This window comes from Streptomyces sp. NPDC001787, from assembly GCF_040297465.1.
Classification (GTDB): domain Bacteria; phylum Actinomycetota; class Actinomycetes; order Streptomycetales; family Streptomycetaceae; genus Streptomyces.
The window spans coordinates 1-26,937 of the sequence record NZ_JBEOZE010000010.1 but is presented as its reverse complement, the minus strand read 5'-3'; the positions used below and the strand labels follow the sequence as shown (position 1 = coordinate 26,937).

The window sequence follows — 26,937 nt, the reverse complement described above, 5'->3', positions numbered from 1 at the left end:
CTACATCTCCTCGGTGACGTATCTGCGGAGCCAGGCCCGGAAGTCCGGGCCCAGATCTTCACGTTCGCACGCGAGTCTGACAATGGCACGCAGATAGTCGCCGCGGTCGCCGGTGTCATAACGGCGGCCCTTGAAGACGACCCCGTGCACCGGGCCGCCGATCTTCGGGTCGGCGGCGAGCAGTTGAAGGGCGTCGGTGAGCTGGATCTCGCCGCCGCGGCCCGGCTGGGTGTGCCGCAGTATGCCGAAGATCGCGGGGTCCAGGACATAGCGGCCGATGATCGCCAGATTGCTGGGCGCCTCGGCCGGGTCCGGCTTCTCCACGAGATCGGTGATGCGGACGATGTCGCCCTCGACGGTGGCGTCCGCGGCCGCGCAGCCGTACTGGTGGATCTGCGACGGCTCGACCTCCATGAGCGCGATGACGCTGCCGCCCTCACGCTCCTGGATCTCCACCATCCGCGCCAGCAGCGGATCGCGCGGGTCGATCAGGTCGTCACCGAGCAGCACCGCGAAGGGCTGGTCACCGACGTGCGGCGCCGCGCACAGGACCGCGTGCCCCAGACCACGCGGGTCGCCCTGCCGCACATAGTGCATGGTGGCCAGGTCGCTGGACTCCTGCACCTTGGAGAGCCGCGCGGCGTCCCCCTTGCGGGTCAGCGCGGACTCCAGCTCGTAGTTGCGGTCGAAGTGGTCCTCCAGAGGGCGCTTGTTGCGGCCGGTGATCATCAGTACGTCGGACAGGCCCGCAGCCACGGCCTCCTCGACGACATACTGGATCGCGGGCTTGTCGACGACCGGCAGCATCTCCTTGGGAGTGGCCTTGGTGGCCGGCAGGAAACGCGTACCGAGACCGGCTGCCGGAATGACGGCCTTGCTGATCCTGGGGGACGGCTGATTCATGCGCAGAACCATAACGGGTGCGCATGGGCAGAAGATGATCCTCCGGTTAACTTTGGCCTTAAATAAGCCCATACGAGAACTGCGTGAACCACCGTTGAATAACGACAAGTCAGGAAAAGCACCCCTTCGGCGCGAACACCTCGCCGCACGACGGCTCCTGAGCGCGGAGGACGCCGGTCGCACCGCCCGGCTCCTCTCCGCCGCCGCGTTGCGCCTCCCCGAACTGGCCGAGGCCCGCACGGTCGCCGCCTATGTGTCCGTGGGGCGCGAGCCGGGAACGCGGGTGCTGCTGGACGCGCTGCGCGCGCGGGGCGTACGGGTGCTGCTGCCGGTGCTCCTGCCGGACAACGATCTGGACTGGGCGCCGTACGAGGGCGCGGACCGCCTCGTACCGGCCGGACGCGGGCTGCTGGAGCCCGCCGGGGTGCGCCTCGGCCCCGCCGCGGTCCTCGACGCCGATACGGTCCTGCTGCCCGGCCTCGCGGTGGACGCGCGGGGCATGCGGCTGGGCCGGGGCGGCGGGAGTTACGACCGGGTGCTGGCCAGGCTGTCGGCGGCCGGGGCGCATCCGGTCCTGGTCGTGCTGCTGTACGACGACGAGGTGGTCGCGCGGGTCCCGCAGGAACCGCACGACCACCCCGTGGATGCCGTGGTGACGCCGGCCGGAGTACGGCGCTTCACCCCGCCGGACCGGTGAGTCCGGCGGGACGGTGAGCGCCGTGGCCGGTCCGGCGTCCGTGCGGGGCGGTGAGCCCGGCGGGACGGTGGGCCCGGCGGCAGGTCCGGCGTCCGTGCGGGCCGGTCAGCCTCTCGCTGAACCGGCCCGCACCGTCATGGCTTGAGCGTCAGCGTGTCGACCGTGGTCTGGCCGACCGCGTTCGTCCCGAAGGACCAGTCGAGCAGTTCGCCGTCGACCCACTTGTCGGTCTGGTCGGTGTAGTGCGCGCTGAACGCGTGGCCGGAGGCGCCGGTGAGGTTGATCCAGCGGGACTTGTCCCAGTCCCCCACGTTGACGACCATCCGCATCGACGGCACCCAGATGACCTCGTAGCCGCCCGCCGCGTTCCAGCCGGTGGCGTTGACCGCGGCCTCGCCGCCGCCGAGGTTCCAGGGGCCCCGGTTGAGGGCCCGCTGGAGAAGACCGGGGCCTTCGGTACCGAGGGTCTGGTTCCTCAGGGTCAGCTGGTGCAGCCGTCCCCAGCTCCAGGTGCTGATGTCCTTGCCGAGCTTGGCCGTCAGCTCCCAGCGGGCGTCCTCCATGGCGGCGGCGAACAGGTCGTCGCGGCTTTCGAGCGCCTCGTCACGGCCCCGGGCGGGCACCTTCCACCACTCGTTGTCCGTGTCGTCCACGATGTTCCGGACCACCTGGTACCAGCGGTCGCCACCGTCCGGCTGCGCCGAGTCCGGGTCGCGCTGGCCGCATTCCCGTACGAGCTTGTGCCGCTCGTCCACCGGGCCGGTGCTGTCGGCCGGACGGACGTTGAGGCAGTCGCCCTCGGCGCGCAGTTCCTTGGGCAGCTTGTTGCCGAAGGCCAGCTTGAGGATGTTGCGCCAGACCCCGTTGAAGTACGCGGCGGCGGCCGAGTCGGGCTCCTGGGTGTAGTCCCAGCCCTCCAGCAGCTTCTGTGCCTCGCGCACGCTCTTGTCGGAGATGTTGATCTTCAGCAGCTTGGGCACCAGCAGCGCGGCGATCTCGCTGTTGTTGTCCATCTGCATCTTCTGCATGTCGTCGGTCGAGATCTTCTCGCCGCCCTTGATCTTCGACGCGATGAGGTCGTTGATCCGCTGGCTGCGGGTGCCGTAGCCCCAGTCCTTGGTGAGCAGGTGGGGGTACTTCTTCTCGTCGATGACGGCCTGGTTGGCGGTGACGATGTAGCCGCGCTTCGGGTTGTACTCGTAGGGCAGCTCGTCGAACGGGATCGGGTCCTTCTTCCAGCCGTACTCCGAGGTCCAGCCGGGGGTCGGCAGCGTGCCGTCGCCCTGGACACGGACCGGGATCCGGCCGGGTGCCTGGTAGCCGATGTTGCCCTTGGTGTCCGCGTAGATCAGGTTCTGCGAGGGCACCTCGAAGTGCTCGGCCGCCGCCCGGAAGGACGTGAAGTCCTTGGCGCGGTTGAGCTCGAACACGGCGTCCATGGACCTGCCGGGCTCCAGCGCGGTCCACTTCAGCGCGACCGCGTAACCACCGGCGCGGTCGGGGGCGGCGTTGGTGACGGGGGCCTTCTGGCCCACCTTCTCCAGTTCGCCGCTGCGGTCGGAGACGAGCGGCCCGTTGTTGGTCTCCCGCACCGTGATGTGCCGGCTCTTGCCTCCCGCGACCTTGATGGTCTCCTCGCGGGTGGTGAACGGCTTCACCTTGCCGTCGTACTGGTAGCCCTCGCCGGACACCTTCTCCAGGAAGAGGTCGGTGACGTCCGCGCCGAGGTTGGTGAAGCCCCAGGCGATGTCCTGGTTGTGGCCGATGATCACACCGGGCATCCCGGAGAACGTGTAGCCCGCGGTGTCGTACTGGCAGGACTTCGAGACCTCCCGGCAGTGCAGCCCCATCTGGTACCAGAGCGAGGGCAGCATCGGCGCCAGGTGCGGGTCATTGGCCAGCAGCGGCTTGTCGGTGGTCGTGTACTTCCCGGAGACGACCCAGGAGTTCGATCCGATGCCGTTGCCGTTCGGGCCGAGCAGCGCGGGGATCTCGTCCAGGGTGTCGGAGAGCGCGGAGAGCTGGGTGTTCAGGCCCTCGGCGGCGTCCGCCGGGGTGCCCTCGCCGACGCCGTCCGAGGGCTGGGCCTCCGGGTCGAACTTGCCGGTGACCGAGGAGACCGCTCCCTCGCCGACGATCGGCTCGTGCTTCTTGTACGGGTAGGCCGGGTAGAGGTCCTTGATCTGGTCCCCGTCGAGCCTGCTGGTCAGCAGCGAACGGTCGATCTCGTCCTGCATGTTGCCGCGCAGGTCCCAGGCCATCGCCTTGAGCCAGGCCACCGAGTCGACCGGGGTCCACTCCGTGGGCTTGTAGTCGTTGGTCAGGCCCAGCGCCGCGTACTCGACGGAGATGTCCCTGCCGTCCTTGCCCTTCAGGTACGCGTTGACACCCTCCGCGTACGCCTGGAGGTTCTTCTTGGTGTCCTCGTTCAGGACGGTGTCGTACTCCTTCTGCGCGACCTGGCGCCAGCCGAGCGTGCGCAGGAAGGCATCGGTCTCCACCTGTCCCGAACCGAACATCTCGGAGAGCCGGCCGGACGTCATATGACGGCGGACGTCCATCTCCCAGAAGCGGTCCTGCGCCTGGACGAAGCCCTGGGCGCGGAACAGGTCGGCGTCGGAGTCCGCGTAGATCTGCGGGATTCCGTATTCGTCGCGTTTCACGTCGACGTCGGCGGCGAGGCCGTCGAGTCTGATCGATCCGGTCGTCTGCGGGTACGAGGCCCGCACGGTGGACACGGACCAGTAGGCGCCGTACCCGACACCCGCGACAAGCGCCAGCACCAGGACGATCACGAGCAGGCGGGCGCGTCGCCCCTTCTTCCTGCCGGGCTTCTTCGCGTCGGAAGAGCCGGAAGAGGCGGTTGTGTTGGCGGGCATCGCTGTCCTTCGAGGGGCAGGGTGGTCCTGGGAGTGCAGGAGCAACCATAGGCGCAGCGCCGAAGCCACTCGGACGCGGTATCGGGATGCCCCCACATGCGTTGTGTTCGTACGAACACTCGAACGCGTCAAGAAAGCGTTAAAGATTAGGTAAGGTAACGAAGTACTGGCCACCGGAGGCCGATCCGGCAGGCGTACGCAGGGAAGGAACGGACCCTGACTGTCCACGCGCTCAATGAACTCCTGCTCGTCTGCTCATTGGTCCTGCTCGTCGCCGTGGCGGCGGTACGCATCTCCTCGCGCAGCGGGCTTCCCAGCCTGCTCCTGTACCTCGGCATCGGGATCGCCATGGGGCAGGACGGCATCTTCGACGTCAAGTTCGACAACGCCGAGCTGACCCAGGTGATCGGCTATGCCGCCCTGGTCGTCATCCTGGCCGAGGGCGGACTCGGTACGAAGTGGAAGGAAGTCAAACCCGCGCTGCCGGCTGCCGCGATGCTGTCGACCGTCGGCGTGGGCATCAGCGTGGGCGTCACCGCGAGCGCGGCGCACTATCTCGTCGGGCTGGACTGGCGTCAGGCACTCATCATCGGAGCGGTCGTCTCGTCCACCGACGCCGCGGCCGTCTTCTCGGTCCTGCGCAAGGTGCCACTGCCCTCCCGGATCACGGGCGTACTGGAGGCCGAGTCCGGCTTCAACGACGCCCCCGTGGTCATCCTGGTCGTGGCGTTCTCCGCGGTCGGCCCCGTGGAGCACTGGTACGTCCTGGTCGGCGAGATAGCGCTGGAGCTGGCGATCGGCGCGGCCATCGGCCTCGCGGTGGGCTGGCTCGGCTCCTTCGGACTGCGGCACGTGGCACTGCCCGCGTCCGGCCTCTACCCGATCGCCGTGATGGCCATCGCGGTGTCGGCGTACGCGGCCGGCGCCATGGCGCACGGCAGTGGATTCCTGGCCGTCTACCTGGCCGCGATGGTGCTCGGCAACTCCAAGCTGCCGCACTGGCCGGCCACTCGCGGCTTCGCCGACGGGCTCGGCTGGCTGGCCCAGATCGGCATGTTCGTGCTGCTCGGGCTGCTGGTCACGCCGCACGACCTGGTCGACGACTTCTGGCCCGCGGTGGTGGTGGGGCTGGTGCTGACCGTGGTGGCCCGGCCGCTGTCGGTCTTCCTGAGTCTCGCGCCGTTCCGGCTGCCACGCCGCGAGAAGGCCCTGATGTCCTGGGCGGGCCTGCGCGGAGCCGTGCCCATCATCCTGGCGACCATTCCGATGGTGTCCGGGATCGAGGGCAGCACCAGGGTCTTCAACATCGTCTTCGTCCTCGTCATCGTCTACACGCTGATCCAGGGGCCGACCCTGCCCTGGCTCGCGAAGGCCCTGAAGATCGCCGACGATCCGTCGGAGGCCGCCGACCTGGGCATCGAGTCGGCGCCGCTGGAGCGGCTGCGCGGGCATCTGCTGTCGGTCGCGATCCCGGCCAGGTCCAAGATGCACGGCGTGGAGGTAGGCGAGCTGCGGCTGCCCTCCGGCGCCGCCGTCACGCTGGTCGTACGGGACGGGAAGAGCTTCGTCCCGGCCCCGGCCACGGTGCTGCGGCGCGGCGACGAACTGCTGGTCGTGGCGACCGATCCGGTGCGCGACGCGACGGAGGCCCGGCTGCGGGCGGTCGGCGAGGGCGGCAAGCTGGCCGGCTGGCTGGGGACGGGCCGCGGACCGGTCACGAAAGCGCGCCACTGATTCACGGGTGACCACCGATCACAGATGGTCATGCGTCATGGGCAGCAATTCATCACCAGCTGTCAGCGGTCATCGACTTTCAGTGATCATCGACGGTCATGGTGACCCCGCACGCAATCGCGGGGGAGCGGGGACTCCTGCCTGTAGCATGAAGGCAATCTGATCGACCAACTCTGCCTGAAGCAGAGCTGGCGCGACCCGTATGGCGGTCGTGGCGCCCTCGCCCCTTGCAGCGAGCGTCCGGCATCTACCGCAGTTCCGCGCGAATGAGGACAGCTCTCGGCGCAGCCTCCGCACGGGCCCCACAAGGGCCCCGAGGAGACGCGGCCACCAGGCGGCAGAAAGGCAAGGACCGTGGCGTCCACGGTCTCCGACCGCCCCGGATACGGGCAACTGCTGCGCACCCCCGGTGCGTGGACCTTCCTCCTCCCGGGCTTCGCCGCACGGCAGCCCTTCGCGATGCTGACCATCGGCATCGTGCTCCTCGTCCAGCACACCACCGGCTCGTACGGCAGCGCGGGCGCCGTCGCCGCCGTCTCCGGCGTGTCCATGGCGCTGTTCGCCCCGCAGAGCGGCAAGCTCGCCGACCGTTTCGGGCAGCGCGCGGTGCTGCTGCCCGGCGTTCTGGTGCACGCCGTCTCGGTGGGCGCGCTCACGGCGCTCGCGCTGGCGGATGCGCCCCTGTGGGCGCTGTTCCTGGCCGCCGTGCCCACCGGTGCCTCGATACCGCAGATCGGGCCGATGGTGCGGGCCCGCTGGGCGGCCAAGCTGGGGGCCGCGCCCGGCCGGCCGGCCTCACCGCTGATGGCCACCGCCGCTGCCTTCGAGTCCGTCACGGACGAGTTCACCTTCGTCCTCGGACCGGTTCTCGCCACCGCGCTGTGCACCGGCGTGCACCCGGCGGCCGGGCTGCTCACGGAGGCCGCTCTGACCCTCGTCGGGGGACTGCTCTTCGCCGCCCAGCGCTCCACGCAGCCCGCGCCCCGGAGCGCCGCCACCGCCGCCGAACCGCATGCCTCCGCGCTCTCCGTGCCGGGCGTCCGGGTGCTCGCGATCACCTTCCTGGGCATCGGCGCCGTATTCGGCGGCATGCAGGTCTCCCTGACCGCGTTCGCCGAGGAGATCGGCCGCCCCGGAGTGAACGGCATGCTGTACGGGATCTTCGCGGCCGGCAACATGCTGGCCGGCATCGCCTGCGGCGCCATCGTCTGGAAGATCAGCCCGCGCCGTCGGCTGATCATCGGCTATCTGGCACTGACCCTGACCGCGTCCGGACTGTGGGCCGTCCACTCGGTGCCGCTGCTGGCCGGGCTCGGGCTGCTGGTCGGCCTCTCCATCGCTCCCGCGCTGATCAGCGGCTACACCCTGGTCGACGCCTTGGTCCCGGCGTCGGCCCGGACGGAGGCGTTCACCTGGCTGACGGGGGCGGTGGCGCTCGGTCAGGCGGCTGCGGTGACCGTGGCCGGACAGCTCGCGGACGCCCGCGGGGCGAGCACCGGATTCCTGGTGCCGCTCGCGGGGACGGTACTGGCGCTGGTGACGCTGCTGGCCCTGCGTTCACGGCTGGCTCCGAAGGCCGCGGGACGCACTGTGGCACGTGGGATCGGTCACCGCGAGCCGGTCACGGTGGACTGATCGAGCGGAATACGTCAGTATGGAGCGTCGTTAGCACTCATTGAGTGAGAGTGCCAGGAGGAGCAAGTGCCGACCTATCAGTACCAGTGCACCGAGTGCGGCGAGGGCCTTGAGGCGGTGCAGAAGTTCACCGATGATGCCCTGACCGTGTGCCCGAGCTGCGACGGACGCCTCAAGAAGGTGTTCTCTGCGGTCGGCATCGTCTTCAAGGGTTCCGGTTTCTACCGGAACGACAGCCGTGGCTCCTCGTCGAGCAGCACACCGGCGTCGTCGGGCTCGAAGTCGTCCGATTCCGCATCCACCTCGTCGTCGACGGGTTCGGACGCGAAGTCGACCGCTTCGTCCTCTTCGTCGTCCTCTTCTTCCTCCTCGTCGTCGTCTTCGTCCGCGTCGACTTCGTCGAGTGGTACGTCGGCCGCCTGAGCCCTCGTACAACCACCGCACGCCTCACCGGGACCCCGCCGATCGACTCGGCGGGGTCCCGGCGTTTTCCCCCCGATACTGTGGCCGCATGGCGAACGAAGAGGCGCATTCGGGAACGGGAACGGGTGGTACGGGCGTGAGTGCCGGTACGGGTACGGACGTGGGTACGGGCTCATCGACGGCTTCGGGCGCTTCGGCCGCGGGCGCGGAGATCGGTGTCATCGGCGGCTCGGGCTTCTACTCCTTCATGGAGGACGTCACCGAGGTTCGCGTGGACACCCCGTACGGGCAGCCCAGCGACTCGGTCTTCCTCGGTGAGATCGGTGGCCGCCGGGTGGCCTTCCTGCCCCGTCACGGACGCGGCCACCACCTGCCGCCGCACCGCATCAACTACCGCGCGAACCTGTGGGCACTGCGCTCCGTCGGAGTGCGTCAGGTGCTCGGACCGTGCGCCGTCGGCGGGCTGCGGCCGGAGTTCGGCCCCGGGACCCTACTGATCCCGGACCAGCTGGTCGAGCGCACCAAGGCCCGCGCCCAGACGTATTACGACGGTGAGACCCGCGCCGACGGGGCCGTGCCGAACGTCGTGCATCTGGGGTTCGCGGACCCCTACTGCGCCGAGGGCCGCAAGGCCGTGCTGGCGGCGGCGCGCGGGCGCGACTGGGAGCCGGTGGACGGCGGGACGCTGGTCGTCGTCGAGGGTCCGCGCTTCTCCACCCGGGCGGAATCGCGCTGGCACGCGTCGATGGGCTGGTCCGTGGTCGGGATGACCGGGCACCCCGAGGCCGTGCTCGCCCGCGAACTGGGGCTCTGCTACACCACGCTGACCCTCGTGACGGACCTGGACGCGGGTGCCGAGGCGGGCGAGGGCGTCTCCCACGAAGAGGTGCTGAAGGTGTTCGCGGCCAACGTGGACCGGCTGCGCTCGGTGCTGTTCGACGCCGTGACCGCGCTGCCGGCCACCGAGCACCGCAACTGCGCGTGCGTCCACGCCCTGGACGGGATCGACACGGGCATCGAGCTGCCGTAGGGCGGGTGCACGGCCTGCGGTGTACGTCCTGCGGTGTACGTCCTGCGGACAGCGGTGGGCGGCGCCTGCGGTGTGCGGACAGCGGTGCGCGGCGCCTGCGGTGCGCGGCGTCTGCGGTGCGCGGCGTCTGCGGTGCGCGGCCGCAGGTGCTCTGTCTGCGGTGCGCTGTCCGCGCACATGGACGTGGTGGCGGATGTGGGTGACGGAGTTTTCCACAACGCCGGGGTTGTCCACAGGGCTCAGCGGGATTCCGGCTGACGGTGGATCGTGAGGGGAGTTCGGCCGGGACGTCCGGCCGGGCTCCCCTCACTCGATTCCAGGTGGCGCCCATGTTTCCGACCACTCCTTCCACGGCTCCCGTTCCTTCCACGGCTCCCGTTCCTTCCACGGCTTCCGCTTCTTCCACGTCTCCCGTTCCTTCCGCCGCTCCTCACATTCCGGTTCCGCCCGTTCCTCCCACCACTTCTCCCTCCGTTCCTCTCTCTGTCTCTCCCCCCGGTCCTCCCACCCGCTTCCGCTCGGACGCCGGTGTCAGGCCGCCCTGGCCGCCGGTGTCGGCGCCCGCGCCGGTCGGGGTGCCCCCGTTCGCACCACTGCGGGTGCGTGGCGGCGGGGGCCACCGGCTGCGGCGGATGGTGCGCGGGCAGCGGCGGGCGATGGCTGCGGGGCTCGCGCTGACGGCAGCCGCGCTCGCGGCCTCCGGTCTGGGCGGCGCGGAGGGGAGGGCCGCTTCCCCGGGTGCAGCTCCGGAGGCCGGGCGGCTGTCGGTACGGCTGGTGTCGGCGCCGGTGCGGATCGCGGACGCGGCGACGGTCCGTCTGCTGCGGCCGGGCGACAGGGTCGATGTGATCGCGTCCGACAACGCGCGGGGGGAGGCGCGGGTGGTGGCGAGGGACGTACGGGTGGCGGAGGTGCCACGGACCTCCGGGGAGGGTGCGGAGCTCCTGGGCCCGGGTGACGGGGGCGGTTCGGACGAAGGCGGCGGGGCGCTGGTGATGCTCTCCGTGAAGCGGGAGACGGCGGTGGCGCTGGCCGGGGCGGGTGTGACGGGCCGACTGGCCGTGGCGGTGTCACATGCGTACTGACATGCTGCCAAGTCACCCTGGAGAAGTACCGAATTGGACAGTGCCGCCTTCGCCCGCCTTAGGTTGCGGAGCAGTTCGCTCCCCCTACGGCACATGCGAAAGAAGGCTCACCTGTGAGCGAGAAGAAGGTCAGTCTGCTCGAAGGTTTCAAGGCCTTCCTGATGCGCGGCAATGTCATCGACCTCGCGGTCGCCGTCGTCATCGGTGCCGCCTTCACCAACATCGTGAACGCGATCGTCAGGGGCGTCATCAGCCCCCTGGTCGGTGCGTTCGGCACCCAGGACCTGGAGAAGTACCGCTACTGCCTGAAGGCCCCCTGCGTCACGGACCCGAAGACGGGCACGACGGAGGGCATCGAGATCCTGTGGGGTTCGGTGCTCAGCGCGGCACTCAGCTTCCTGATCACCGCCGCGGTCGTCTACTTCCTGATGGTGCTGCCGATGGCCAAGTACCTCGCCAGGCGGGCGGCGATGCAGGCTGCCAAGGAAGGCGTGCAGGAGACGCTGGAGGTGAGCGAGCTGGAGGTGCTCAAGGAGATCCGCGACGCGCTCGTCGCCCAGCGTGGCAGCGAGTCGGGCGACGGCGGTGGCCCGGCCGCCGGACAGGAACGCGGCCAGTAGCGGCTCAGATGTGGTGGGGCGGCTTCTCGTCGAGGAAGCGCGCCAGATCTGCGGCGCTGCCGCCGGACGGAGGCCGCTCACCCCACCCCCGGTCCGTATCGTCCGCGGACTGCTGGTCCAGTGGATCGTCGAAGATCAGAACCGGCTTGGGCTTCGGTTCCCGCGGCGGCTGCTCCTGGTGCTGCTGCGGCGGCTTCGAATCTCGCGGTCCGGGGGCGGGGGCGGTGCTCATGTTTCCAGGGTACGGCGGCTCCCCGCGGGGTGACGGCCGTCAGCGGTCCTTCGGGTCGATCAGCCAGAGTCCCAGTACGACGAGGAACGACAGACAGAGGAAACCGGCCCCCCACCAGGCTGTTCCGGTGTTGCCCTCCATCCATTCGTCGATGATCACCGTCAGGCCCCAGAGCTGCCCGATGACCACGGTCATGGCGAGGGTGAGGCGGGCCGTCAGTTTCGAGGAGCGCTCGGGTTCCTGGTCGGTTCCCGCGCCGGGACCGGGACCGGTGTGCCGGACCCGTGGGTCTCCGTAGCCGCTGGTGGCGCGGATCTGCGGATAGCGCTCATGGACGGGACGGTTCAGCTGGGGGCGGGCGCTGCCCGGGTGGTACTCCGGGTACCGCGGGTCCGAAGGCTGCGGGTGTTCGCTCATGTCCGCCTGCCGGGGGTCTCGGCTCGGGTCGCACCGTCGTCGGTGCCGGCTGCCGTCGCCGCTCCCGCGGCTGCGGCGGCGCGGGGTGGTGCCTCCGCGCCGCCCTCGGTGCCGGGGCATCCGATGCGGGAGGCGAGGTCGGGGCGGTCATCACCGAGCTGGCGGCAGAGCCCTTGCTCGATGCTCTCGCCGGAGCGGGTGGTGCCGATCGCCCAGACGCTGCCGTCGGTCTGTTCGGTGAGGACCACCTTGGGCAGTCCGCGGGGTGGCGGTCCGGCGGTGACCTCTCCGGACCGGGCGTCGAAGACGCCCTCGTGGCAGGGGCAGTACAGCTCGCCCTCCGTTCCCCGGTCCTTGCGCCAGAGCACGGCACAGGCGAGATGGGTGCAGACCGCGGAGTAGCCGACGAGGGTGCCGTCGTTGAGCCGGACGGCGACGGCCCTGTCCTCCTCGCCCGGGTAGCGGAAGGCGATGGATTCGCCGGGCAGGAGCTGCGGGGTGATCCGCTTGGGCTCGGGGGCCTTGCCGTCCTCGCCGTCGCCATGACGGTGCAGGATGCCGCTCGCCACGCCGAGGCCGCCGACGGCGAGTCCGCCGGAGACCGTGGCGACGATCCGGAGATAGTCGCGCCGGGTGGTCAGGGAGTCGGCGGCGATCCGGTCGTGGAGCGCCTCGCGCGGGTCTCCGCCGTTGCCCCGGTCGCTGCCCGGCTGCTGTTCGGTGACGCTCATCGGCGGACGTCCTTCCCGTTGATCTCGACGACGGGAAGGCCGCCGGGTACCGGCCACTGGACCTTGTCGGCGGGGACGACCATGGCCACGCCGGTGCGGACCTCGGTCTCGCCGAACACGAAGGTGTCTGCCACCTGGACGCCGGGGCGTTCGGCCTGGAGCTCCTCGAACGTGCCGTAGAAGAGCGCTCCGGTGGGGCAGACGGTGGCGCACATGGGGGCGAGACCGTAGGCGGTCCGGTCGTAGCAGAGGTTGCACTTCATCTGCAGCTTCGCCTGGAGGTCGATCTTCGGGACGCCGAAGGGGCAGGCGTTGACGCAGTTGGCGCAGCCGATGCAGCGGGTGGTGTCGGCCTGCTGCACCACACCGTCCGCGGTGACCAGGATCGCGTCGGCGGGACAGACCTCGGCGCACGGGGCGACCGGGTCCTCACAGTGCATACAGACCGTGGGAAGGGAGGCGACGGACCGGCCCTCGTCGGTGTAGTCGAGGTGGATCATCGATTTGCCGCGGTGCGAGTCGCATTCGCGGCAGGCGGAGACACAGGCCTGGCAGCCGATGCAGCGCCCCGGGTCGATGAAGATCGTTCTGCCCATCATCCGGGCTCAGCTCCTCTCCGAGGTGCCACGGCCCTGCGGGGCGGTGGGAGGCAGCGGGTCGGTACGGGACACCTGGGTCTCCGGATAGGCGACATGGCCGGGGGCGACCGGCGGCGCGGGGACCTCGTCGATCTTCTCCGCGTGCTCGATGCGGCAGGCGCACACCTTGTATTCGGGGATCTTGGAACGGGGGTCGAGGGCGTCGATGGTGAGGGCGTTGGCCGAGGTGGGGACCGGCCAGTGGTACGGGATGAAGACGGTGTCGGGGCGGATCGCCTCGGTGACCAGGGCGGGGAAGACCTCGCTGCCGCGCCGGGTGACGACGCGGACGGGTTCGCCGTTGCGGAAGCCGTGGGAGGGGTGGAGCTCGGCCCAGGGGCGCGGGGTCTGTTCGACGAGGGCGCCCAGGCGGCGGGTCTGGTTGCCGGAGAGGAAGTGCGCGACGGTGCGTCCGGTGGTGAGCGACATGGGGTGCTCGTCGTCGTACGGGTCCATCGGCGGGTGCCACTCGACGACCTGCATATGGATCTTGCCGTCGGGGTGGTAGGTCTTCCCGTCCTCGAAGAGCCGGGGGGTGCCGGGGTGGTCGGTGGAGGGGCAGGGCCAGGCGATACCGCCGGTCTCCTCCAGCCGTTCGTAGGTGATGCCGTAGTAGTCGTTGACCGTGCCGGCGGAGGCGACGCGCAGTTCGTCGAAGACCGCGCGGGAGTCGGCGAAGGCGAACTTGTCCCCCGCGCCGAGGCGCCGGGCGAGCTCGCACATCACCCAGGTGTCGGTGCGTACGCCGGGGGGCGGGTCCTGTGCCTTGTTGTGCTTGACCACCCGGGCCTCGGCGTTGGCCATCACCCCGTCGTCCTCGGCCCAGGTGGTGACGGGGAAGACGACATGCGCGTTGGCAGCGGTCTCGGAAAGGAAGAAGTCGAATTGGGCATGGAATTCAGTGGCGTCGTACCCCTCCTTGACGACCTTGTAGTTGGGCAGGGAGACGAAGGGGTTGTTGCAGATGCCGATCAGGCCTCGGATCTCGCGGCGCTGCATCTGCCAGACCATTTCCATCATCGAGGTACCGGCGGGCGGGAGTTCGGACTCCTCGATGCCCCAGATCTCGCAGATCTGCCGCCGGTGCTCCTCGTTCATGATCGAGCGTCCGCCGGGGAGGAGGTCGGACTTCTGGCCGTGTTCGCGGCCTCCCTGCCCGTTGCCCTGGCCGGTGATGGTGCCGTAGCCGGCTCCGGGCCTGCCGATGTGGCCGGTGGCGGTGCAGAGGTTGATCACGGAGAGGCAGTTCTCGACGCCCTGCGAGTGGTGCTCGATCCCCCGGGCGTGCCAGGCCATGGCCCTGGGCGCGCGGGCGAAGGTGCGGGCGACCTGGACGATCTGCTCGGCGGGGACCCCGCAGATCCCGGCGGCGCGGGACGGCGGGTATTCGGCGGCCTTGGCCTTGACCTCCGCCCAGCCGGTGGCATGGGCGGCGAGATAGCTCTCGTCGGTGAGGCCCTCCTCGATGACCACGTTGAGCACGGAGTTGAAGAACGCCGAGTCGGTGCCGGGCTTGAGCGCGACATGGATGTCCGCGGTGCGGGCGATCGCGGTCTCGCGGGGGTCGATGACGATGAGGCTGGCGCCGCGGTCCCGGGCCCCCCACACGTACTGGGTCATCACGGGGAAGCACTCGCCGATGTTGGAGCCCGCGATGAGCAGGCAGTCGGTGAGCAGGATGTCGGAGAAGGGGTTGCCGGCCCGGTCGATGCCGAAGGCGAGCTTGTTGGCGCCCGCCGCGCTGACCATGCAGAGCCTGCCGTTGTAGTCGACGTGCCGGGACTTGAGGGCGACCCGGGCGAACTTGCCGACCAGATAAGTCTTCTCGGAGAAGAGGCTGGCGCCGCCGAGAAGCCCGAAGGCATCGTTCCCGTGCGCCTGCTGGATGCGCTTGATCTCGGAGACGGTGAAGTCGAGCGCCTCGTCCCAGGAGACCTCGTGGAACTCCTCGTCGCGGGAGCGGCGCATGAGCGGGGCGGTGAGCCGGTCGGGGTGGTTGACCTGCTGGTAGGCGTTGATGCCCTTGGGGCACAGCCGCATCCGGTTGATGTCGTGGTTGCGGGGCTCGACGCCGAAGACCTTGCCGCCGCGGTCGACCCGCAGATACATCCCGCACTGGACTCCGCAGAAGCAGCAGTGGGTCGGTACGAGCGTCTCGCCGTTCTGGTCGGCGTGCCACTGGTCGGCCGGGATCCCCCCGGCGTCCCGGAATCCGCGGGTGCCGGGCGGTGCGAGGGAGGGGTCGAGGGGGAGACGCGTACGGCGGTCGGCAGCTCGCGGATCCGCGGTCACTGGAAGCCCTTCTTCACATGGGAGAGGTAGGCGCTGCCGCGCAGCACCCGCTTGCATCGCGGGCAGTACTCGGCCCATTCGTCGAAGTCGAGCCGGAGGTCGCGCATGGTGCCGCGCAGGTTCTCGACGTACGGCCCCGTGTCGATCGGTTCCTCGCAGCGGCGGCAGGCGAAGACCTTGTCGTCCTTGCGGCCGGTGTACTTGAACAGCTGCATGCCGACCGCGGCCGGGCGCTGGACGATGTGGAAGAACTTCCCGAAGGGGATGTAGATGAGGGTGAAGACCACCGAGACCATGTGGAGGATCGCCAGGAACTCGTAGCCGCCGCCGTGCAGGAAGATCGAGGAGAAGGTGAGCAGCAGGCCCGTCACGGAGATGACGATCAGGGCGATCAGCGGCACCAGGTCGTAGGCGAAGCGCTGGCCGGTGATGGCACCGCGGTCCTTCATCCGGCGCCAGAGGAAGTACGAGGCGCCGGGGATGACGAGTACGGCGGCGATGTCCAGGCCGTGGAACATCAGCCAGCCGAGGATGTTCAGCGAGTCGAAGCCGAGGATCTTGAAGCCCCAGATCCGCATCTCGTAGCCGGGGCCCGAGCCACTGCCCGAGGTGAAGGTGAACCAGCCCCAGGTCAGCGGGAAGGTGATCAGCGAGGCGAGGATGCAGCCCCAGAAGATCAGCTGGTGGGCGGCCCAGCGGGCGTGCGACCTGGCGCCGAGGAACTTCTGGAAGCCCAGATAGGTGGCGATCATCTTCGGCAGGGCGGTGGGGGCCTTGCGGAAGTTGTCGGCCGAGAAGAGGCTGCGCCAGCCCTGGGTGAACAGGCGGCGGGCGCCGGGCGCGGAGATCCAGACCGTGTAGCGGTAGGCGACACCGAAGGCGAGGAAGACGGTGGCGACGGCGTACGGGAGGAGCGCCGAGTCGAAGTTGTGGAGCATCCGGCTGCCGAACACGATCGCGAGGATCAGCAGGACGGAGACGGCCACCCCGGCCAGCCTCGCGCGGTTGCCGACGGACCGGGCGTTCGGCGCGGCAGGGGCGTCGGGAGCGGGTCCGGCGGCCCCCCGGCCCTCGTCGGGATCGGAAACGGTGCCCGGTCCGGTGGGACCGCCGGGGGTGGGCCGCTCGGCTGAGGCGGAGGCTTCTGGTGGCTCGGTCACTCCGCCACCGTAGGGACGTATGAGGCGTTTGGTCCCGTTTTAGGGGACCAGGGGGTGAACGAGTCGCCCGGACAGTCGTAGAACGGCCCCGGAGAAGCGAGGGAGGCAGCGGAGCGGCGGAAGGGCGGAAGGGCGGAAGGGCGGAAGGACTCTGTCAGACGGCCCGCAGTCCGTGGGCCTCGAAGAGCGACCGGGCGGCGGCGACCTGTTCGGGCGTGGGAGAGGGGGTCCCGTGCAGCGTGAAGGGCTTGCCCAGCGCCTGCCACTTGGCCTCGCCCAGCTTGTGGAAGGGCAGGACGTCGACGCGGGACACATTGCCGAGGGAGGCGGCGAACGAGGCGACGCCCTCGATGTTGCCGGGGTCGTCCGTCAGTCCGGGCACCAGCACGAACCGGACGTGCACCTCCTTGCCCAGGCCGGCGAGGCGGCGGGCGAAGTCCAGGGTCGGCTCAAGCTTCCGGCCGGTGACCTTCCGGTAGGTCTCGCGGTCCCAGGACTTGATGTCGAGGAGGACCAGGTCGACATCGCGCAGCATCGCGTCGGTGGCGCGGGCGCCGAGGAAGCCGGAGGTGTCCAGGGCCGTGTGCAGGCCGAGCTCGTACTTGAAGCGGTGGAAGAGCTCACCGGCGAAGACCGGCTGGAGCAGCGGCTCGCCCCCGCTGATGGTGGCCCCGCCACCGGCGGCCCGGATGAACGTCGTGTACTTGGCCGCCTCCGCGACCAGGTCGCCGGCCGCCATGCGCGTCCCGCTGCGCATCCGCATGGTGTCGGGGTTGTGGCAGTACAGGCAGGCCAGCGGGCAGCCGGCCAGGAAGGTGACGAAACGCGTGCCGGGCCCGTCGACACCCGTCGACAGGTCCCAGGAGTGGACCGAGCCGGAGATCGGCCGGTGGGTGGCCGCACCCGCAGGAGTGACGGGGGTGAGGGAGTTGTCGAGGATCAGGGCCATGGCAGGGGCCTCCTGTGCGGACGGCTGGCGGTGGGCTGCGGAGCAAAGTGGCGGCGCGCGACGCCGGGGCCCTACGGGGGATGGGCACCCGACGCCGCGCGGTTCTGGGGGCTCGGCCGGAGCCGGTGGACCGGGGCCGGGGCCCCGGGGCCGGTCAGAGCGAGCCGTGGAAGGTGCGGTTGATGACGTCGAGCTGCTGCTCGCGGGTCAGCCGCACGAAGTTGACCGCGTATCCGGAGACCCTGATGGTCAGCTGGGGATAGTTCTCCGGGTGCTCCATGGCGTCCTCCAGGGTCGCCTTGTTGAGCACATTGACGTTCATGTGGAAGCCGTCGCTGGCCATGAAGCCGTCCAGCACACCGGAGAGGTTCGCGATCCGCTCCTCGGGGGTCCGGCCGAGCGCGTCGGGCGTGATGGTGTTGGTCAGCGAGATGCCGTCCTCGGCGTCGTCGTAGGGCAGCTTGGCCACCGACAGCGCGGAGGCGATGTAGCCGTGCTCGTCGCGTCCGTTCATCGGGTTGGCGCCGGGGGCGAACGGTTCGCCGGAGCGGCGGCCGTCCGGGGTGTTTCCGGTCTTCTTGCCGTAGACGACGTTGGAGGTGATCGTCAGCACCGACTGGGTGTGCACCGCGTCCCGGTAGGTGGGGTGCTTGCGGACCTTCTCCATGAAGCCGTGGACGATCCCCCGGGCGAGGGAGTCGGCACGGTCGTCGTTGTTGCCGTACGCCGGGTAGGTGCCCTCGATCTCGTAGTCGGTCGCGAGCCCCGACCCGTCCCGGATCACCCTCACCCGGGCGTACTTGACGGCGGAGAGGGAGTCGGCGGCGACCGAGAGGCCGGCGATGCCGCAGGCCATCGTGCGCAGGATCTCCCGGTCGTGGAGGGCCATCTCCAGCCGCTCGTAGGCGTACTTGTCGTGCATGAAGTGGATGACGTTCAGCGCGTGCACATACGTCCTGGCCAGCCAGTCCAGCATCGCGTCGTACCGCTCGGCGAGGGTCTCGTAGTCGAGGTACTCATCGGTGATCGGCTCGAAGCCGTCCACCACGAGCTTGCCGGAGCGTTCGTCGCGGCCCCCGTTGATCGCGTACAGCAGCGCCTTGGCGACATTGACCCGGGCGCCGAAGAACTGCATCTGCTTGCCGACCGCCATGGCGGAGACGCAGCAGGCGATCGCCGTGTCGTCGCCGTACTTCGGGCGCATCAGCTCGTCCGACTCGAACTGGATCGCCGAGGTGTCGATGGCGACCCGCGAGGCGAACTCCTTGAATCCGGCGGGCAGCCGCCGCGACCAGAAGACCGTGAGGTTCGGCTCGGGGGCCGGGCCCAGGTTGTAGAGGGTCTGCAGGGCGCGGAAGGTGGTACGGGACACCAGCGGGCGGCCGTCCTCACCGATCCCGGCCATCGACCAGGTGACCCAGGTCGGGTCGCCGGAGTACAGGTCGTTGTACTCCGGGGTGCGCAGGAAGCGCACGATGCGGAGCTTGATGACGAAGTCGTCGATGAACTCCTGCGCCTGCTCCTCGGTCAGCAGCCCGCGCTCGATGTCGCGCTGGAGGTAGATGTCGAGGAAGTTGTCGATGCGGCCGATCGACATGGCCGCGCCGTTCTGCTCCTTCACCGCGCCGAGGTAGCCGAAGTACAGCCACTGCACGGCCTCGCGGCCGGTGCGGGCGGGGCCGGAGATGTCATGGCCGTACGACATCGCCATGGCCTTCAGCTCGTTCAGCGCCTTGATCTGCTCGGAGATCTCCTCGCGGTCCCGGATGACGTGCTCGGTCGCCCATTCCTCGCCGAGTGCGGCCTTGTCGGCCTCCTTGGCGGCGATCAGGCGGTCGACACCGTAGAGGGCGACGCGACGGTAGTCGCCGATGATGCGTCCGCGGCCGTAGGCGTCGGGCAGCCCGGTGATGATGCCGGAGGAGCGGCAGGCGCGGATCTCGGGGGTGTAGGCGTCGAACACGCCCTCGTTGTGGGTCTTGCGGAGATGGGTGTAGATCTCCCTGACCTCGGGGTCGGCCTCGTAGCCGTACGCGTCGAGGGCGCCCTCGACCATCCGCCAGCCGCCGTTGGGCATGATGGCGCGCTTGAGCGGGGCGTCGGTCTGGAGGCCGACGATCAGGTCACGGTCGGCGTCGATGTAGCCGGGCTTGAAGGCGTCGATCCGGGACGGGGTCTTCACATCCACGTCGAGGACGCCCTTGGCGATCTCCTCCGGGAACAGCGCGAGGAGCTTCTCCCAGACCGCCGTGGTCCTGGCGGTGGGTCCGGTGAGGAAGGAACCGTCACCCTCGTACGGGGTGTAGTTCTGCTGGACGAAGTCGCGGACGTCGATCGCGTCCCGCCACAGCCCGCCCTTGAAGCCGTCCCAGGCTCCGCTGTCCGTCGTCGTCTCCGCAGCAGCTGCCGTCATGGCCCGTACCTTCCGATTCCGTCCGTACGCCTCTTTTTCTCTGCCTCCATTCCACGCCCGATTTCCGTGTCCGGATGGCCGCATTGGTCCCCGGTGAAAGGCCAAAGGTCCCCACTGTTTCCGCCCGGACGCGAGCACACCCCTTCTGAGCTGCGCGTTTCTTCGGGACTTTGGACCATAGTTCGCTTGTGAATACTTTCACAAGAAATTTCCCCGCCCCCGTCGCTCGCCTTGCCTGTACGTTCGTCCGCATGGCCCGCAGCATCACCGCCGAGCCGCCCCAGGGCGGCCCCGAGGAGCATGTGATGACCCGTGAAGACCCCCGCCGCCACCCTGAGCCGCCGAGGACGGACGCGCTGACCGATGTGGCCGGTATCCGCGTCGGTCATGCCCGGGTGGCCGGAGAGGGCGCCCTGAGCGGAACCACCGTCGTACTGGCGCCCGAGGGCGGCGCCGTGGCCGCCGTGGATGTGCGCGGCGGCGGACCGGGCACCCGGGAGACCGACGCGCTGGATCCGCGCAATCTGGTGCAGCGGGTCGACGCGGTGGTCCTCACGGGCGGCAGCGCGTACGGCCTGGACGCCGCGTCCGGCGTGATGGCCTGGCTGGAGGAGCAGGGCCGGGGCGTCAGGGTCGGTCCCCGCCCGGATCAGGTGGTACCGGTCGTGCCGGCCGCCTGCCTCTTCGACCTGGGGCGCGGCGGTGACTGGAGGGCCCGCCCCGACGCCTCGACCGGCCGCGCCGCGGTGATGGCCGCCGCCGCCTCGGAATCGGGGGCGCCGGTGGCCGAGGGCGCGGTCGGCGCGGGAACCGGAGCGGTGGCCGGGCAGCTGAAGGGCGGCATCGGCACGGCGAGCGTGCGGCTCGCCTCCGGGGTGACCGTCGCCGCACTCGTCGCGGTCAACGCGGCGGGGTCGGTCCTGGATCCGAGCACCGGGGTGCTCTACGGGGAGTACGGCGCGGGGGAGCCACCCGCGCATCCGTCACCCGAGGCGCACAGTGAGGCGCTGCGGCGGCTCGCACGGGCGCAGGAGGCGCATGAGGCGGCCGGGGGCGGCGCCCCGCCCTTCAACACCACCATCGCCGTCGTGGCCACCGACGCCGCCCTTGTGCGGGCCCAGGCCCAGAAGCTGGCGGGCACCGCGCACGACGGGCTGGCGCGCGCCGTGCGCCCCGTCCATCTGCTGACCGACGGGGACACGGTCTTCGCCCTGGCCACGGGGCGGTTGCCGCTCCCGCCGGAGAATCCGGTCGCACTGAACGAGATCCTCGCGGCGGGCGCCGACACCCTCGCCCGCGCCATCGTGAAGGCGGTGCGCGCGGCCGGGAGCACCGAGGGCCCGGGGGGCGCGTTCCCCTCGTACACGGACCTCTACGGCGGCTGACATGAGCGGCGTCCACGGGCGGCGGCACCCACCAAGGGAAGCCGTCGGGGCATCACCACCGAGGGGGCGCACGGCGGCCCGACTGACCGCCCCGGCAAGGAAGTTCACCCGAACCTCCCGAAATCGTCCGGGAACTTTCTGCGTGTGCCCTACGTTTTTACGAACCCCGGTCACGATGTCAGACCCAGGGACTACGTTATGCACGCATCAAGTAACACGCGGCGACGGCCTGGAGACAGCACCTTGAGCGATCCGTACGAGACAACCGAGCAGCACCTCGACCGACTCCTGCGACGCGCCCTCAACTCGTTCGACCTGCCCGACATCACGGTCGACCGACTCGGTACGGCTCTGGCGCACAGCAGTGCCCTGCATTCCTCGCACCACAGCTCCGTCCTGCACCGTGAGACCTATCGGCACACCTATCTCCTCTCCGACGGCTCCGCCCTGACCCTGTGGGAGCTGGTCCACAGCGGCGGCCGGGACATCACGGTCCCCCGCCGCCACGAGCTGTACGACGACGAGACCGACGCCCATGTCGCCGCCACCAGGCTGGCCGGGAGCTTCTCGGACGCCCCGGTCTTCGGCGACGACAGCCCGCAGCCGGATCTGGAGGTCCTCACCCTCCTGATGTCCGCTCCCCCGGCCCCGCTGCCCCGGATGTACGCACCGGACAATTCGGCGGACCACGCCCGCCGCGTCCTGCGCCGCGCGGAGAACGGCGACCGGCCGGGTGAGGAGACCGCGCGGACGCTGCGGGCCGCCTTCGCCCACCACATCACCCAGATCTTCGGGCGCCAGTGCCGTGTCGACGGGCAGGACGCGGGCTTCACGCTCTACGAGCACGCCTTCCTGCTGCTGGACGGCAGCGAGACGAGCCTGTGGGAGGTCGAGCACACGGCGACCCCCGACGGCCGCCACATGTGCGAGGTGTACGGGGCCGAGCGCGACGCCCGCACGGCCATGGAGAACCGCACCCGGATCTGCTGACCCACGTACGGCTGCCCGCGCCGCCTGTGCGAACAGGGGGCACGGGCAGCAGCCGGCCGGGATGCCGACGGAGCGTCGGTAAGGGATTCGGCGGGGTCATCGCCGGGATGCCGGCGGAGGCGTCGGCCGGACCCAGCGCCCGGCCGCCTCACCGCGCCCGTACATCAGCGCGCCAGTGCGTCAGTACCTCACCGCGCCCGTGCGTCAGTGCGTCAGCGCCGGTTCCTTGGTGGCCCCGGGGTCACCGGCCCCGGCTGCGGAACCAGCACGACCCGCGCCGTCCGTGTCCCCCGCGCTGTCCGCCTCCGTACCGCCGTCCGCTTCCGTACCGCCGTCCCCCGCGCCCTCCACATGGGCCCGCGGCCTGGCGGGCAGCGCGAACATCACCAGGAAGATCACCGCGAGCACTCCGGCCACCCACCACAGCGACTGCTGGAACGCGTTCACGAACGCCGGGCCCACCGCCTCCGGACCGAGCCGGTCGCCGATCGCCCCGAAGAAGACGACCGACACCAGCCCCAGCCCCAGCGCCGTACCCATCTGCTGGACCGTGTTGATCAGCCCGGACGCCGATCCCGCGTGCTCCTTGGGCACTTCGGAGAGCACTGCGTCCGTCAGCGGGGCCACGATCAGCCCCATCCCCACGCCCATGACCACCAGCGGCAGGGCCATCTGCCATGCCTCGATGCCCATGCCGTACCGCTCCGCCTCCCAGATGTAGAGCAGCAGCCCGGTGATCATCAGCAGCGCGCCCGCCTGGAGGACCTTGCGGCCGAAGCGGGGTACGAGCTTCTGTACCGAGACCCCGGCGGCCACCGAGACGGCTATCGAGAACGGAATGCCCGTCGTACCCGCCCGCAGCTCGCTCCAGCCCAGGCCCATCTGCATGTAGAGCGTCCAGACGAGGAAGAAGATGCCGAGGCCGATACCGAAGGTCAGCTGAACGGCGATACCCGCGGCGAAGCTCTTGACGCGGAACAGCGACAGCTCGATGAGCGGCGAGGCGTCGGAGCGGGCCTTGCGCCGCTCGTACGCGATCAGCGCCAGGAACACGAGCAGACTGCCCACCATCGATACGTGGCCCCAGAGCGGCCAGCCCAGCTCGCGGCCTCGGGTGAGCGGGTACAGCAGCATCAGCAGGCCCAGCGTGACCAGGACGACGCCCACCAGATCGAGGCGGAGCGCCTTCGGCGCCTTGGACTCGCTGATGAACCTCCGCCCCAGGATCAGTCCCGCGATGCCGACCGGCAGGTTGATCAGGAAGATCGGCCGCCATTCGAGGCCGAAGAGGTTCCACTCGGTGAGCAGCGCGCCCAGCAGCGGTCCGGAGACGGCGCCGAGTCCCACGATCGCCCCGAACAGGCCGAAGACCTTGCCGCGCTCGTGCGCCGGGAAGGTGGCATGGACGATCGACAGCACCTGCGGCACCATCAGCGACGCCATGCCGCCCTGGAGGATGCGGGAGGCGACCAGCATCTCCGGGTTCGCGGCGAAGCCGCAGAGGGCCGAGGCGAGGGTGAAGCCGCCGATGCCGATGAGGAAGAGCCGCTTGCGGCCGTAGATGTCGCCGAGCCGGCCGCCGGTGATCAGCCCGGCGGCGAAGGCGAGGGCGTATCCGGCGGTGATCCACTGGATCGAGGTGAAGGAGGCGCCGGTGTCCCGCTTGATGCTCGGGATGGCGATGTTGACGATCGTGACGTCGACCAGGTCCATGAAGGCAGCGGTCATCACGATGGCGAGCGCGAACCAGCGGCGCCTGTCGGCGGGGGCCACCGGGGCTGTCGGCCCCTTCGGCTCCATGGGTGCGACCGCCGTGGACGGCAGTGATTCGGAAGAAGGCATGCGGAGAAGCTAGAGGCCCATTAGGTCAGTTCATGACCTGTTGGACCGGCATCCTGAACCCATGACCGACACCTCGGCACGACTGCTGAATCTGCTGTCGCTCCTCCAGACGCCCCGCGAGTGGCCGGGCAGCGAGCTTGCCGAGCGGCTCGACGTCAGCGCGCGGACGATCCGCCGTGACATCGACCGGCTGCGCGAGCTGGGCTATCCGGTCGAGGCCTCGCGCGGTTCGGTCGGCGGCTACCGCCTCGTCGCCGGCGCCGCCATGCCGCCGCTGCTGCTGGACGACGAGGAGGCGGTGGCCATCGCGGTGGGGCTGCGGGCAGGCGCCGGGCATGCCATCGAGGGCGTCGACGAGGCCTCCGTACGCGCCCTGGCGAAGCTGGAACAGGTGCTGCCCTCGCGGCTGCGGCACCGGGTCTCGGCGCTTCAGCACGCCACGGTCCCGCTGACCCGGGGCGACGGGTCCCTCATCGATCCACAGACCCTGACGACGCTCGCCTCGGCGGCCACCGGGCAGGAGCGCCTGCGGTTCACCTACCGGAAGGGGGACGGCACCGAGACGAAGCGGCAGGTCGAGCCGTATCGGCTGGTGAGTACCGGGCGGCGCTGGTATCTGGTCGCGTACGACCTCCAGCGCGAGGACTGGCGTACGTTCCGGGTGGACCGGGTCAGTGAGCCGTTCGCGACAGGGGCCCGGTTCGTTCCCCGGCCGCTGCCCGGTGAGGACGGGGACGACGGCGATGACGGTGGGAACAGCGGGGACGGCGGGACGGGCAGGACGGGCAGCAGGACGGACGGGAACAGCGGGACGGGCAGGAGCGGCAACGGAGGCAGGAACGGCCGGGGCGGCGAGCGCGGTGGAGGCACGGGGGGCGTCGGGAGCGGGGACGCCGCGAAGTTCCTGACCCGTTCGATGGCCCGGATGAAGCCGGAGCTGCGCTTCGACGTGAGTTTCGAGGCGCCCTCGGAGTTCGTGGCGGCGCGGCTGCCCGCGGCCTTCGGTGCGCCGGAGGTGACCGGGGAGCGGAGCTGCCGGCTGCGCGCCGTCGCCTCCGACTCGCTGGAGTGGCTGGCACTGCGGCTGGCCCTGGTGGACTGCGAGTTCTCGGTGCACGGTCCGCCGCAGCTGGTGGAGTACGTCGCCGGACTGGGCGCCCGCCTGGGACGCGCCGCGCACCCCGGCCCGGACCCCGCACCCCCCGCATCCCCCGCAGAGGCACCGCCTGCACCGCCGGCACCGCCTGCCGCATCCTGAGCGGCGGCGCCCGGCACACAGGGCGTCGCGCCCCGCACACATGAATGAGCCCCGGCGCCGGGGGGGGTGGGCGCCGGGACTCAGCTCAGGGGACCGGCATGAACCGGTCGGGTGGGCCGGTGCGAACCGGCTTGATTGGGAGGTTACGGGTTATTGGCTCACGCCGCAGCGTCAAAGCCCGTGTCGTGAGCCATTCGCTTCAATTCGAGCAATGCGTGCTTCTCGATCTGGCGGATCCGCTCCCGGGTGAGGCCGTGTTCCTTGCCCACCTCGGTGAGGGTCCGCTCGCGGCCGTCCTCTATGCCGTAGCGCATCTTGATGATCGAAGCCGTCCGGTTGTCCAGCTTGCCGATCAGGTCCTCCAGCTCCTCGCTGCGCAGCAAGGTCATCACGGACTGCTCGGGCGAGACCGCGGAGGTGTCCTCCAGCAGATCGCCGAACTGCGTGTCGCCGTCGTCGTCCACGGACATGTTCAGGCTGACCGGGTCACGGGCCCAGTCCAGGACATTGCCGACCCGCTCGGCGTTGGAGTCGAGCTCGGCGGCGATCTCCGCGTGCTCCGGGTCGCGCCCGTGCTCGCGGTTGAACTCGCGCTGCACCCGGCGTATCCGGCCGAGCTCCTCCACCAGGTGGACGGGAAGCCGGATGGTGCGGGACTGGTCGGCTATGGAACGCGTGATGGCCTGGCGGATCCACCACGTCGCGTACGTGGAGAACTTGAAGCCCTTGGCGTAGTCGAACTTCTCGACCGCGCGCACCAGGCCCGCGTTGCCCTCCTGGATCAGGTCGAGCAGGGGCAGCCCCGCCCGCGGATAGCGTCGGGCCACGGCAACGACGAGCCGGAGGTTGGAACGGATGAATATGTCCTTGGCGCGCTCGCCCTCGGCGACCAGCGCCTCCAGCTCCTCACGCTTCGCCCCACCGGCTTCGCTCTCCACTTCGCCGTCGAGGATCTGCTGGGCGTAGACGCCCGCCTCGATGGTCTGCGAGAGGTCGACTTCCTTCGCGGCGTCGAGCAGTGGTGTGCGTGCGATCTCGTCCAGGTACATGCCGACCAGGTCGCGATCGGCGATCTCGCCTGTGGCGCGAACACTGCTTGCCCGGTCGGTCCCACCGGTGGTGGACGAACGACGGGCGACGGCACGGGTTGCCATGCGTGCTCCCTTGCTATGTAGGTCGCGACACCCTTTCGGGTGCCCTGCATCCGATGGAAACAACGACTGGAATCCGGACAGAATTCCCATGCCACTCATTCATTTTCGCGATCATGCAGTACCCTGTCCGCCGCCGGTCGCCGCAGGCACACCGCTCCTACCCGCTGAAGCGCAGGTCAGGACCGGTACGGAAGCCGATCCGGAGGCACTCACGGACATCTGCCACCATGTCGCCCGTGAGACCGCGCTCACACACGAACGGCCTCTTTCACCCGGCGCACCCGACTGCGCCCCCCTCACCTCTGAAGACGGCCCGTAGCGTTCACCGGTTGCTCAGGATGTCCGCATTGTCGGCAGCGAACGGAAGCCGGGGGCGGCCCTCCCCGGGCCGCCCCCCCCCCCCCCCCCCCCCCCCCGCCCCCCCCCCCCCCCCCGCCCCGGGCCCCCCCCCCCCCCCCCCCCCCCCCCCG

Annotated in this window: 22 protein-coding genes; 10 read left to right on the top strand and 12 right to left on the bottom strand. The window is 70.1% G+C overall.

The annotated features are described in order from the left end of the window. The gene (gene galU, locus ABT170_RS16195) at positions 1 to 903 is read right to left on the bottom strand and encodes a UTP--glucose-1-phosphate uridylyltransferase GalU (RefSeq protein WP_329943843.1); all 903 of its coding nucleotides are present in this window, start codon (positions 901 to 903) and stop codon (positions 1 to 3) included. Positions 904 to 997: 94 nt separating this feature from the next. On the opposite strand from galU, the gene ABT170_RS16190 reads away from it, so the two are divergent. Further along, entirely contained in the window at positions 998 to 1,600 is a 603-nt protein-coding gene (locus ABT170_RS16190; RefSeq protein WP_329943844.1) for a 5-formyltetrahydrofolate cyclo-ligase, read from the top strand. Positions 1,601 to 1,734: 134 nt separating this feature from the next. Here ABT170_RS16190 and ABT170_RS16185 read toward each other — a convergent pair whose 3' ends face one another. Beyond that, positions 1,735 to 4,479 (bottom strand): penicillin acylase family protein, encoded by a 2,745-nt coding sequence (locus ABT170_RS16185; protein WP_351867863.1) that lies wholly within the window; start codon positions 4,477 to 4,479, stop codon positions 1,735 to 1,737. 276 nt (positions 4,480 to 4,755) lie between these two features. Between ABT170_RS16185 and ABT170_RS16180 the strand changes: the two genes are divergently transcribed. From ABT170_RS16180 to mscL, 6 genes are all read left to right on the top strand, one after another. Further along, positions 4,756 to 6,213 (top strand): potassium/proton antiporter, encoded by a 1,458-nt coding sequence (locus tag ABT170_RS16180; RefSeq protein ID WP_329943937.1) that lies wholly within the window; start codon positions 4,756 to 4,758, stop codon positions 6,211 to 6,213. 354 nt (positions 6,214 to 6,567) lie between these two features. Further along, the gene (locus ABT170_RS16175; RefSeq protein ID WP_351867860.1) at positions 6,568 to 7,848 is read left to right on the top strand and encodes an MFS transporter; all 1,281 of its coding nucleotides are present in this window, start codon (positions 6,568 to 6,570) and stop codon (positions 7,846 to 7,848) included. 66 nt (positions 7,849 to 7,914) lie between these two features. Then, positions 7,915 to 8,271 (top strand): FmdB family zinc ribbon protein, encoded by a 357-nt coding sequence (locus ABT170_RS16170; protein WP_329943847.1) that lies wholly within the window; start codon positions 7,915 to 7,917, stop codon positions 8,269 to 8,271. Between the two features lie 88 nt (positions 8,272 to 8,359). Next, on the top strand, positions 8,360 to 9,301 hold the full coding sequence (locus ABT170_RS16165; RefSeq protein WP_351867857.1) for an S-methyl-5'-thioadenosine phosphorylase: 942 nt from the start codon (positions 8,360 to 8,362) through the stop codon (positions 9,299 to 9,301). Positions 9,302 to 9,852: 551 nt separating this feature from the next. After that, complete coding sequence (locus ABT170_RS16160; RefSeq protein ID WP_351867854.1) at positions 9,853 to 10,386, top strand: RcpC/CpaB family pilus assembly protein; 534 nt, start codon at positions 9,853 to 9,855, stop codon at positions 10,384 to 10,386. Between the two features lie 113 nt (positions 10,387 to 10,499). Next, complete coding sequence (mscL, locus tag ABT170_RS16155; RefSeq protein WP_329943850.1) at positions 10,500 to 11,006, top strand: large conductance mechanosensitive channel protein MscL; 507 nt, start codon at positions 10,500 to 10,502, stop codon at positions 11,004 to 11,006. A gap of 4 nt (positions 11,007 to 11,010) precedes the next feature. Here mscL and ABT170_RS16150 read toward each other — a convergent pair whose 3' ends face one another. The 8 genes from ABT170_RS16150 to pflB all read right to left on the bottom strand — a co-directional run bounded on the left by ABT170_RS16150 (position 11,011) and on the right by pflB (position 19,838). Then, the gene (locus ABT170_RS16150) at positions 11,011 to 11,238 is read right to left on the bottom strand and encodes a hypothetical protein (protein WP_329943851.1); all 228 of its coding nucleotides are present in this window, start codon (positions 11,236 to 11,238) and stop codon (positions 11,011 to 11,013) included. A gap of 39 nt (positions 11,239 to 11,277) precedes the next feature. After that, complete coding sequence (locus tag ABT170_RS16145; RefSeq protein WP_351867851.1) at positions 11,278 to 11,655, bottom strand: hypothetical protein; 378 nt, start codon at positions 11,653 to 11,655, stop codon at positions 11,278 to 11,280. Continuing rightward, on the bottom strand, positions 11,652 to 12,386 hold the full coding sequence (locus tag ABT170_RS16140) for a QcrA and Rieske domain-containing protein (RefSeq protein WP_351867848.1): 735 nt from the start codon (positions 12,384 to 12,386) through the stop codon (positions 11,652 to 11,654). The genes ABT170_RS16145 and ABT170_RS16140 overlap by 4 nt, the downstream gene beginning before the upstream one ends. Next, entirely contained in the window at positions 12,383 to 12,985 is a 603-nt protein-coding gene (locus tag ABT170_RS16135) for a 4Fe-4S dicluster domain-containing protein (protein WP_329943854.1), read from the bottom strand. Before ABT170_RS16135 ends, ABT170_RS16140 begins: the two co-directional genes overlap by 4 nt. Before the next feature lie 6 nt (positions 12,986 to 12,991). Beyond that, positions 12,992 to 15,316: a molybdopterin oxidoreductase family protein gene (locus tag ABT170_RS16130; protein WP_329943855.1), complete on the bottom strand. Its 2,325-nt coding sequence runs from the start codon at positions 15,314 to 15,316 to the stop codon at positions 12,992 to 12,994. Then, entirely contained in the window at positions 15,313 to 16,476 is a 1,164-nt protein-coding gene (locus ABT170_RS16125; protein WP_329943856.1) for an MFS transporter, read from the bottom strand. Before ABT170_RS16125 ends, ABT170_RS16130 begins: the two co-directional genes overlap by 4 nt. Positions 16,477 to 16,630: 154 nt before the next feature. After that, positions 16,631 to 17,425, bottom strand: coding sequence for a pyruvate formate-lyase-activating protein (gene pflA / locus ABT170_RS16120; RefSeq protein WP_351867843.1), 795 nt, complete (start codon positions 17,423 to 17,425; stop codon positions 16,631 to 16,633). Positions 17,426 to 17,579: 154 nt separating this feature from the next. Next, complete coding sequence (gene pflB, locus ABT170_RS16115) at positions 17,580 to 19,838, bottom strand: formate C-acetyltransferase (RefSeq protein ID WP_329943858.1); 2,259 nt, start codon at positions 19,836 to 19,838, stop codon at positions 17,580 to 17,582. 305 nt (positions 19,839 to 20,143) lie between these two features. On the opposite strand from pflB, the gene ABT170_RS16110 reads away from it, so the two are divergent. Beyond that, positions 20,144 to 21,223 (top strand): P1 family peptidase, encoded by a 1,080-nt coding sequence (locus ABT170_RS16110; protein WP_329943938.1) that lies wholly within the window; start codon positions 20,144 to 20,146, stop codon positions 21,221 to 21,223. A 243-nt stretch (positions 21,224 to 21,466) separates the two neighbouring features. Next, entirely contained in the window at positions 21,467 to 22,213 is a 747-nt protein-coding gene (locus ABT170_RS16105) for a DUF6227 family protein (RefSeq protein WP_351867839.1), read from the top strand. Between the two features lie 204 nt (positions 22,214 to 22,417). On the opposite strand, the gene ABT170_RS16100 is transcribed toward ABT170_RS16105, so the two are convergent. Beyond that, positions 22,418 to 24,055: an MFS transporter gene (locus ABT170_RS16100; RefSeq protein WP_443034312.1), complete on the bottom strand. Its 1,638-nt coding sequence runs from the start codon at positions 24,053 to 24,055 to the stop codon at positions 22,418 to 22,420. A 61-nt stretch (positions 24,056 to 24,116) separates the two neighbouring features. Here ABT170_RS16100 and ABT170_RS16095 point away from each other — a divergent pair, with 61 nt between their 5' ends. Further along, positions 24,117 to 25,313 carry a WYL domain-containing transcriptional regulator gene (locus tag ABT170_RS16095; protein WP_351867836.1) on the top strand — a complete coding sequence of 399 codons (1,197 nt, stop codon included), beginning with the start codon at positions 24,117 to 24,119 and terminating at the stop codon, positions 25,311 to 25,313. 158 nt (positions 25,314 to 25,471) lie between these two features. Here ABT170_RS16095 and ABT170_RS16090 read toward each other — a convergent pair whose 3' ends face one another. Continuing rightward, complete coding sequence (locus ABT170_RS16090; protein ID WP_266922798.1) at positions 25,472 to 26,467, bottom strand: sigma-70 family RNA polymerase sigma factor; 996 nt, start codon at positions 26,465 to 26,467, stop codon at positions 25,472 to 25,474. Positions 26,468 to 26,937: the final 470 nt, after the last annotated feature.

Bases quoted from the DNA above. Each gene is read 5' to 3' on its own strand.
- galU (WP_329943843.1), bottom strand. From the start codon at position 903: ATGAATCAGCCGTCCCCCAGGATCAGCAAGGCCGTCATTCCGGCAGCC.
- ABT170_RS16185 (WP_351867863.1), bottom strand. From the start codon at position 4,479: ATGCCCGCCAACACAACCGCCTCTTCCGGCTCTTCCGACGCGAAGAAG.
- ABT170_RS16165 (WP_351867857.1), top strand. From the start codon at position 8,360: ATGGCGAACGAAGAGGCGCATTCGGGAACGGGAACGGGTGGTACGGGC.
- ABT170_RS16150 (WP_329943851.1), bottom strand. From the start codon at position 11,238: ATGAGCACCGCCCCCGCCCCCGGACCGCGAGATTCGAAGCCGCCGCAG.
- ABT170_RS16145 (WP_351867851.1), bottom strand. From the start codon at position 11,655: ATGAGCGAACACCCGCAGCCTTCGGACCCGCGGTACCCGGAGTACCAC.
- ABT170_RS16140 (WP_351867848.1), bottom strand. From the start codon at position 12,386: ATGAGCGTCACCGAACAGCAGCCGGGCAGCGACCGGGGCAACGGCGGA.
- ABT170_RS16135 (WP_329943854.1), bottom strand. From the start codon at position 12,985: ATGATGGGCAGAACGATCTTCATCGACCCGGGGCGCTGCATCGGCTGC.
- pflA (WP_351867843.1), bottom strand. From the start codon at position 17,425: ATGGCCCTGATCCTCGACAACTCCCTCACCCCCGTCACTCCTGCGGGT.
- pflB (WP_329943858.1), bottom strand. From the start codon at position 19,838: ATGACGGCAGCTGCTGCGGAGACGACGACGGACAGCGGAGCCTGGGAC.
- ABT170_RS16110 (WP_329943938.1), top strand. From the start codon at position 20,144: ATGACCCGTGAAGACCCCCGCCGCCACCCTGAGCCGCCGAGGACGGAC.
- ABT170_RS16100 (WP_443034312.1), bottom strand. From the start codon at position 24,055: ATGCCTTCTTCCGAATCACTGCCGTCCACGGCGGTCGCACCCATGGAG.
- ABT170_RS16095 (WP_351867836.1), top strand. From the start codon at position 24,117: ATGACCGACACCTCGGCACGACTGCTGAATCTGCTGTCGCTCCTCCAG.
- ABT170_RS16090 (WP_266922798.1), bottom strand. From the start codon at position 26,467: ATGGCAACCCGTGCCGTCGCCCGTCGTTCGTCCACCACCGGTGGGACC.